The sequence below is a fragment of the Chitinophaga sp. genome, assembly GCF_035564935.1.
Taxonomy (GTDB): Bacteria; Bacteroidota; Bacteroidia; order Chitinophagales; family Chitinophagaceae; genus Chitinophaga.
In genome coordinates, this window is sequence record NZ_DATMTE010000387.1 from 1 (window position 1) to 8,708 (window position 8,708).

At 45.9% G+C, this 8,708-nt stretch carries 8 protein-coding genes; 4 read left to right on the plus strand and 4 right to left on the minus strand.

All coding sequences use genetic code 11. The features are described from left to right. The coding region (locus VN105_RS10195; RefSeq protein ID WP_325640462.1) for a formyltransferase family protein at positions 1–395 on the plus strand (395 nt) is incomplete at its 5' end. A gap of 48 nt (positions 396–443) precedes the next feature. Continuing rightward, the gene (locus VN105_RS10200) at positions 444–1,112 is read left to right on the plus strand and encodes a hypothetical protein (RefSeq protein WP_325640463.1); all 669 of its coding nucleotides are present in this window, start codon (positions 444–446) and stop codon (positions 1,110–1,112) included. A gap of 6 nt (positions 1,113–1,118) precedes the next feature. Here VN105_RS10200 and VN105_RS10205 read toward each other — a convergent pair whose 3' ends face one another. The 3 genes from VN105_RS10205 to VN105_RS10215 all read right to left on the minus strand — a co-directional run bounded on the left by VN105_RS10205 (position 1,119) and on the right by VN105_RS10215 (position 5,384). After that, positions 1,119–3,584 (minus strand): TonB-dependent receptor, encoded by a 2,466-nt coding sequence (locus VN105_RS10205; RefSeq protein ID WP_325640464.1) that lies wholly within the window; start codon positions 3,582–3,584, stop codon positions 1,119–1,121. A gap of 126 nt (positions 3,585–3,710) precedes the next feature. Beyond that, positions 3,711–4,895 (minus strand): GTP-binding protein, encoded by a 1,185-nt coding sequence (locus tag VN105_RS10210; RefSeq protein WP_325640466.1) that lies wholly within the window; start codon positions 4,893–4,895, stop codon positions 3,711–3,713. Between the two features lie 39 nt (positions 4,896–4,934). After that, positions 4,935–5,384: a MerC domain-containing protein gene (locus tag VN105_RS10215; protein WP_325640468.1), complete on the minus strand. Its 450-nt coding sequence runs from the start codon at positions 5,382–5,384 to the stop codon at positions 4,935–4,937. Positions 5,385–5,586: 202 nt separating this feature from the next. Between VN105_RS10215 and VN105_RS10220 the strand changes: the two genes are divergently transcribed. Further along, on the plus strand, positions 5,587–6,213 hold the full coding sequence (locus VN105_RS10220) for an SCO family protein (RefSeq protein WP_325640470.1): 627 nt from the start codon (positions 5,587–5,589) through the stop codon (positions 6,211–6,213). Positions 6,214–6,225: 12 nt separating this feature from the next. Then, positions 6,226–6,660: a Fur family transcriptional regulator gene (locus VN105_RS10225; RefSeq protein WP_325640472.1), complete on the plus strand. Its 435-nt coding sequence runs from the start codon at positions 6,226–6,228 to the stop codon at positions 6,658–6,660. Positions 6,661–6,713: 53 nt separating this feature from the next. Here the strand turns inward: VN105_RS10225 and VN105_RS10230 are convergent, their stop codons facing one another. Further along, the gene (locus tag VN105_RS10230) at positions 6,714–8,435 is read right to left on the minus strand and encodes a M3 family oligoendopeptidase (protein WP_325640474.1); all 1,722 of its coding nucleotides are present in this window, start codon (positions 8,433–8,435) and stop codon (positions 6,714–6,716) included. Positions 8,436–8,708: the final 273 nt, after the last annotated feature.

Consider the following 8,708-nt stretch of genomic DNA (forward strand, 5'->3'; position numbering starts at 1 on the left):
TTTTCCATTCAGATAAATATATCCTGTTATTAAAGGAACTGCAGATCGACCTGGTAGTGCTGGCCGGCTTTTTATGGAAAATTCCTGCCAACCTGGTACAGGCTTTTCCTAACCGCATTATCAATATTCACCCGGCCCTGCTGCCAAAATTTGGCGGGAAAGGCATGTACGGTCATTTTGTACACGAAGCCGTGATAGCTGCAGGGGAAAAAGAAAGCGGCATCACTATCCACTTCGTAAATGAAAAATATGATGATGGCGAAACGATCCTGCAGGAACGTATTATCGTTACGCCGGAAGATACACCTGAGTCTGTAGCACGCAAAGTTCAGGCGCTGGAACATCAATGGTTTCCGGTAATTGTGGAACGATTATTGACCGGTTCTGAAAGCTAATACACGCCTGGATGGAGGTTTTAAAGCCAGTCTAACCCTTACAACTGTATGAAAAAGACACTGCTGTTAATATGGTTATCCTGTTCGTTTTTTTTATCGTCCTTCGCACAGGATGGTAAGAAACAACTGGGCAAAAACACCTTTCTCAAAGTAAATCCTACCACCTTAATTAATGAACTCGATATTTACCTGGAACAGGAAATAACCGACAAATTCAGTCTTGAGTTTGGTATCAGTGGTATTTATACCGACTATCCGGATTATGTGCTGGCTAAAAAGATCGACATCGGTCAGAAGAAACCAGACATCAGTACAGAACAGTTTGTGGATGGCCGGGGACTCGGCTTCAGGGTAGGCGCCCGCCTGTACCTTATTTCACAGGAAATGTCGCCTTCACGGGCAGCCGGTACCTATTTTGAACCTGTGGTATTCGTTAAAAAAGTTTTCTATCCTAACGAAGATAATACGGTGGGGAATGTTACCTACACCAACTCCGGAGATAAAACCGTAATAGGTTTGCAGCTGCTGGTAGGCCGGCAGTTCAAAAAAGACCGCTTCATTCTTGACCCGTTTATCGGTGTAGGCATTCGCAGTAAGATCTATAAATATAATACCTATCATTTCGACGAAGACAAAGTATCCCTGAACGACGGGAAAATGGTAAGCGTATTGCCCAGTCTCCATATAGGTATTAAAATGGGGCTCAAACTCTGGTAACCCTGTTTAAAAAGGAACAATCACTTTTGCACTGAAATTTCTTCCCATATTATAAATCCCCAACCGTCCGTTAGGGGAGGAGCTGTAATACTCAAAATATTTCAACCGATTCATGTTGGCCTGGTAGGCCACATTGGCAACATTATCCAGCTGCAGGAATATTTCGCAAACCGTTTTCCCTTTCTTATTAAGGATCCCGGTGCCGGCGCCAATATTAAAAAGAGTATATCCCGGTGTAAATGTTTCGGTGTCGTCCACTCCGTAAAAATGTGGCTGATCGGCAATGATATCCGCTTCCACGCGGGCATATGCTTTGGTGAATACCCCGTAATTACGCTGAGTGGCAGCTTTCAGCTCACTGCGTATATGCGTTGGAGGTATAAACGGTAAATAACGCGCCTCGTTTCCATACTTGCTGATCAGCTCCGTATTCCGGTTACGTCCCTGTGTATAAGACATGCTGTTATTCATAGTGAGCCAGGCAATATCCCTCGGGTGAAGATTTACGGTCAGCTCCGCTCCAAACAGCCGGGCTGCAGATTGCTGGTACTTATAGGTAGCGTTCCCTGGCACTATTACCACAGGGTTCCCGGCATCATCGTACAGTTTTGCCTGGTAGATATAATTCTCAATATTATTATTAAACAACTCCAGGCTGATATCTGCATCTGGCAGCCACGCCTGCACCCCAATGTCTTCCTGTAAACTAAATTCCGGTTTAAACCCACGGTTGCCAAGGTATACAATATGCGCGCCCGGATCAAGGCCATTGGAGCCGATCTCTGTAATATTCGGTGCACGGTACCCCCGGGCAATATTGGCTTTTACCAGCACCCGTTCGCTGATGTTCCAGGTAGCACCCAGGCTGCCGGAAATGCCCGTATACTGATTACTGAAAGAAGGGAACTGCAGATGTGCCCCTGCGGTATCCGGCAACTGCGCATGCTGCTCAAATCCATTTTCCTTATTGGGGCCAACATAGAAGTCGTTCCAGCGAATAGAGCGGCTATCGTAGCGGATACCACCGGATACATCTACCTTACCAAAAGATTTCCGGGCAAAAACAAACCCGCCTATATCAAACAGGTTGTAGTCGGGAATAGGAAAATCGGTTCCGTTCCTGCTCCTGTTCTGCTGGTACATTCCATTTACCCCAACAGTTGTTTCCAGGCCATTTAAAACAGGCAGATTATAGCGCACATCATAGTTCAGGGTATTCAGCACCACGTACAATCCAGGCTGCGCAGGCATCTCAGGGTGATTATATTCCCGGCGGATACTTTGTTGTACGCCTATCATCGTATTAATATCACCGGAACCCAGGTTCCATTTGGAACGGTTATACACCCGGTAATGCTGGATATGCTGATGCAATGGATTAATGGTGTAGGTACGCAGCTCATTGTTGGGCACCAGCGGACGATCTTTTATATCATCATCTTCCTTCACCTGCTTCGTAAATTTCCGGGTCAGGGAATCCCGGCTGCCATCGGGGATTTCCTGGGTATTATCATAAAGCGTAGCACCAAACTGGGAATATCCCCACGATTTATCGACCCTTGCCAGCGCAGTGAGGTTATATTCCCGGAATGCGGTGCCATATACAAATCCATCCACGTTGTTACGGTAGTTGTGCGCAGCTTTTGCAGTGCCGCGAAATACATACTTCCAGTGGTTTTGCCGGTAAGCCAGTCCCAGCGATGAGCCTATCATACCGTTATTGCTGTGGTAATCTGTAAGGAAGCTACCTTGTAATTTGCCTGGCGTTAGTTCGGGGATATCGGGGATCATATTAATAACACCGGCCAGGGCGTCTGAGCCGTAGGTAAGACTGGCAGGGCCTTTCACCACTTCCGCCCTGGAAATTCCGTACTGGTCTATTTCAATTCCGTGCTCGTCGCCCCATTGCTGTCCTTCCTGCCGCACACCGTCAAACAGTGTAAGCACACGGTTGTACCCAAGTCCACGGATAAATGGTTTTGAAATATTAGGGCCGGTGGTTACCGCACTTACACCCGGCACTCCTTTGATAATAGCGTCAATGATGTTATTGTTTACGTTCATGTTCATTTCACGCTTACCAATAACGGCAATGGGTATAGGATTTTTCCTGACAGCGGTAGCGCGGGAAACACCGGTTACTACTACTTCTTCCAGCTTCGACAGGTCTTCTTCCAGCGTAACATTCAATATTGTTGCCTGTTCTGCTGTGATTTGTTTCTTCAATTTAACTGTTTGGTATCCTACCATTGATATTTTGATATCATAAGTACCTGCTGCCAGGTTTTTAATGGTAAAAAGTCCCTGCTGATCGGCGGTAGCGCCGGTATGCAGCGCGGGAATGGCAATGTTGGCAAACTGTACGGGCTTCCCGTCTTTGTTAACAATTGTACCTTTCACCATACCTTGCTGGGCATATGCGTTAGCTACGAATAATAGTAATAAAAATAGTAAAGTAGATAGTTGTTTCATGCGTACGAAATGTAGGTTTTAAACTCAGCATAGTGTTTTCACGGATAGTAACATGGATTACACTTCCAATTTTCACAAAACTATCTTCTATTTTTTATACTTGTCTCAATTATTTTTTAGATTAATCTAAATTTCAGGAAAAGGATCTTTAAAAAGATGACCTTTATGAAAATCTTTGATTTCAGATGCTGTGCAGAGGCAGCTGTCGAGATCAATGATAATATCGTGGGTATCAAGCTCCTGACCAATGATGACCAGTTCATTATACCGGTCTGCAAAACGTGCATCCCAGCGGCTGGTAATGAGTTCATACGTTTCAGGATCCATTTGCCATTGCTTGCGCGGGATGGCGCACCACCAGTAGCCAGCCTTTTCGGCGCGCAGCGAGCCGCCCGCCTGGCTCCAGTTCACCGCAATATCCGGCCGGGAGGCCAGCCAGAACAACCCTTTACTGCGGATAATATTGCCTGGCCATCGTTCATTGATGTACTGCCAGAATCGTTCCGGGTGAAAGGGTTTACGGCTGCGATATACAAAAGAGGAAATGCCGTATTCCTCCGTTTCAGGGGTGTGTTCATTCTCCAGTTCCGCTTGCCAGCCGGCGCTCTGCGAGGTAGTATCAAAATCAAAAAGACCGGTATTCAGTATTTCTTTCAGCGGTACCCGGCCTTTGATACTTTCCACGATCCCGGCCGTGGCGTTTAGTTTACGTAATACCGCTTTCAGGTTGCCCAGTTGGTCTTTTGATACCAGATCACATTTATTCAGTACAATTACATTGGCAAATTCCACCTGGTCGGTCAGCAGGTTTACAATAGTGCGCCGGTCGGCCGCGTCGTCCGTTAAGCCTTTGTCTTGCAGCAACGACATGCTGCTGTAGTCACGGATAAAATTATAGGCATCCACTACTGTCACCATCGTATCCAGCCGGCTTACTTTAGTAAGGTCTATATCATTGACTTCATCCTGGTAGCAGAAGGTTTGAGCTACCGGTATGGGTTCTGAAATACCGGTAGATTCTATCAGCAGGTAATCAAACCGTTTTTCTGCAGCCAGTGCCGCTACTTCCCGCAACAGGTCTTCCCGCAAAGTGCAACAAATACAGCCATTGCTCATTTCTACCAGGCGCTCTTCCGTTTTGTGCAAGGTGTTTTCATTTTTCACCAGTTGCGCATCGATATTCACTTCACTCATATCATTAACAATAACGGCTACACGAAGATTTTCGCGGTTGTGCAGCACGTGATTAAGCAAAGTAGTTTTCCCCGCGCCGAGGAATCCGCTCAGCACCGTAACAGGTAATTTCTCCATATGTGATAAGTTATATTGCTATAGGTATGTTTCTGACGTTTACAAACCTTTGACCGGCAACTGCTGTTTTGTCCTTAAATCGCCGGCTGTATGACGCTTTGTTGTATTACATTGCCGGCAACGCTGCAGGTTTAATATATGCGCTCCCGTTACCCCTGCCGCACCGGCAAAAATGATCACCGGTTCCCAGAAACCGCCGGCAAAACCAAAATGGCCGCCCAGCAATAAAGCAAATCCCACGGTAAAGATCAGCAGGGGCGCTATGCGCCGGTGCTGTCTGAAATATCCCCGGCCCAGCGACCAGCATCCTATTCCAAAGGAAAACGACAACAGGCCATACTCCAGTTTTTCATTCCCCAATACATGCGATCCCATCAATGGCAATACCGTAAGCAGCAGGGGAAGTAAGGCGCAATGCACGGCACACAATAAAGACGCCCCAATTCCAATGGTGTCCAAACTCATCTTCTTTAAAATATTCACTTCCATATTCCCGTTTTTCTATCCGGACAAAACTACGTTAATTTGCAACAATGTTGCAAATTAAAATAACTACTTTATTCAGATAATTTATTTTCTAAATTGTAAAATGTTGCAGTCGTGTTAAAAAAATAACAGGTAGCCGGCACTGATGGGCATCTGTTAACTATGTGCTACCTTTGTGTATTGAATTAAACAGGGGATTATACCTATGTCGAAGAAAGCAATTATACTGATTTCATTTTTTGTAGTGCTGAGCGCGGGTTTCCTGGGCTATGCCGGTTATGTTATCAAAGGGGAAACAGGCACCTTCTTTGGGAAAGACAAACTGCCCGTTCTGGGAGCGCCCGGACACACTGTTCCCGGATTTTCCTTTACGGACCAGGACGGCCATACTAAAGCAAAGGCAGATGTTGAGGGCAAAATTTACGTATCTGAGTTCTTTTTTACCACCTGCACCGGTATTTGTCCGAAGATGAATGCCAATATGGACAAAGTATATGCGAAGTATAAAGACAATCCCAACTTCCTGATCCTTTCCCATACGGTAGACCCGGAACACGACAGCGTACCCGTTCTGAAAGCATATGCCGCCAAACATGGCGCCGATTCCAAAAACTGGTGGTTCCTTACCGGCGATAAGAAACAACTTTACCGGATGGCCAGGCAGGCGTACCTGGTAGACGACGGCGTATATACCGGGGAAGAAGATTTTGTGCATACACAATGGTTTGCCCTGGTAGATAAAACAGGACAGATCCGTGGTTTGTACGAAGGCACAAAAAACCAGGATGTTAATAAATTGATTGAAGACATAGACCGTTTAATGGAAGAATAAAGTTTTTTCATCATGGGCACCAAACAACAAATAACAGAACGAATTGCCAGTATACTGCGTGAAAGCAAACTGAGTGTAACAGAAACCCGGACAAAGATCCTGGAACTGTTTATGAAAAGCAACGGCGCGCTGGAACACAGCGATTTTGAGAAACTGGCAGGCCAGTCGTTCGACCGTGTAACCGTATATCGCACGCTACAAACATTCCTTGATAAAGGGATCATTCATAAAATACCTACTACAGATACATCCGTACGTTACGCTTTATGCAAGTCGGAATGTTCGGAACATGATCACCACGATCATCATATTCACTTCAAGTGCGAGGAATGTGGCAACACCATTTGTTTAGATGAAACGGATGTGCCGCAGATACAGCTTCCTAAAGGTTATGCCGCGCATAATGTGGAAGTAGTGGTGAGTGGGGTTTGTAAATCCTGCAAATAAAAGAATGCCTTTGCTAATGCCGCCGGAGCGTAACATTAGCAAAGGCATTCTTATTATATCTTCTCTATTTCCGCCTTCACGAAATCGGCCAGCTCCTTCACATAGGCCGGAGAAAAATCAAATTTTATTCCTGCGGCTTTGTATAACTCAGGCAATGTTTTGGTATTCCCTAAACTTAACGCCTGTACGTAGTTATTGAGCGCCTGTGTTTTGTTTTCCTTAAATTGTTTCCACATGGCAATAGCGCCCAGCTGTGCAATACCATACTCTATATAATAGAAAGGTACTTCAAACAGGTGCAGTTGTTTTTGCCAGGTAATGGCGCGGTAATCTTCATGGCCGCTCCAGTTTACCACGGCAGGGGAGAACTCACCCAGTATTTCCAGCCATTTGGCAGTACGTTCTTCCGTGGTATGCTGCGGGTGTTCGTAGATCCAGTGCTGGAACTTATCAATAGTGGCAATCCATGGGAAAATGGTGATGGCCCTTTCCAGCTGCTGCAAACGTGCGCGGCGCAGCTCCGTTTCGTCGTCAAAGAAAATATTCCAGGAATCCATTGTAAACAGTTCCATGCTCATGCTGGCCACTTCCGCTATCTCCATAGGATATTCCTTGAAGGCGCTGAGTGCCAGGTGATGACTGAGGAATGAGTGTACAGCATGACCGCCTTCATGCACCATAGTGGTAAGATCTTTCATTTGTCCGGCTGCGTTCATAAAAATGAAAGGCACGCCTGTTTCCGCCAGCGGGCAGTTGTAACCGCCGGGCGCTTTACCGTTACGGCTTTCAAGATCGAACCGGCCCATTTTCTTCATCACCCGCAGGCAATCCCCGAAGAAGGGACCCAGTTCATCAAAAGTAGCAATGGCTTTATTTACCAGTTCTTCTCCTGTGTGGAATGGCTCCAGTGGCTTTACGCCAACGGGTTCTGCTTCTGTATCCCATGGACGCAATGTATCCAGCTGCAATTTTTCTTTTTGCTTTTCCAGGATCTGTTGTACTAAGGGAACAATATGCGCCTTGATGGCTTCATGAAACTGGAAGGCGTCTTCTTTTGTATAATCGAAGCGGCCCAGTTCTTCAAATTTATAATCGCGGTAATTAGCGAAGCCCGCATTTTTTGCTACCTGGTCGCGCTTTAAGATCAGCCCGGTATACAGGTCGTCAAGCGCTTTCCGGTCTTCCAGCCGACGCGCGCCTGTTTTGGTAAACACTTCTTCCCGCAGGGAGCGATCGCTGTTCTCCAGGAATTTGGCAGCCTGTTGCAGGGTGTATTCCCGGTCATTTACTTTGATGGTCATTTTGCCTGCAATAACGCCGTACTGTTGGGCCATCACGCTCAGTTCCGCATGGATAGGAATATTTTCCTCCCGGAACAGTTTCACCTGTTTCTGTACGTTACGGAGATAGGTTTTATACAGGTCCGGATCCAGTTCCTTTACGAACGGGCTTTCCAACAGTTTTTTGTTGAGTGCATCCGCATAAGGCTGCAGTTTGGGCTGAATTTCCATGCAGAAATAAGCGAAGGCTTCCTCAAGTGATTTATCAGTAATATCGCAGGTCATTCGGATCTGCCGCCAGCAGGCATCTTCGCTGATAACTGCTTCCAGTTCGCTCATATCTTTAAGCCATTTTTCCAGCTCAGCTACGCTATTAATATTTCTATCTTTCAGCGCTTCAAAGTAAGGCTGCAGGGTATCCCAGGTAGTTACTTTAAAATCTTCCGGGAGAAATGTGCGCGGTAGTTGCTTTATATCTGCACTTAGTTTATCCATGCTATCTGTTATTTTTTAAATTTTCGGATATAGAAATTTAGGCATTTTTGCGGGAATGCCCGGTGTTTCCGGCTAAAAGAATCGTTAAATATCGGGGATACCTGATTCCGGCCGGTCCTTTTCCGGTAAGCGATTTCCGCACTGTAAGACTATACTTTACTGCTTTAATAAGTAATTCAGGCTGCTGTTTTACAGGCAATGAGTGTTGTAAACTGAGCTTAGCCTTGCTGTGCTAATAAATGATTCCGGCTTCTGTTTACAGGCAATAAGCAC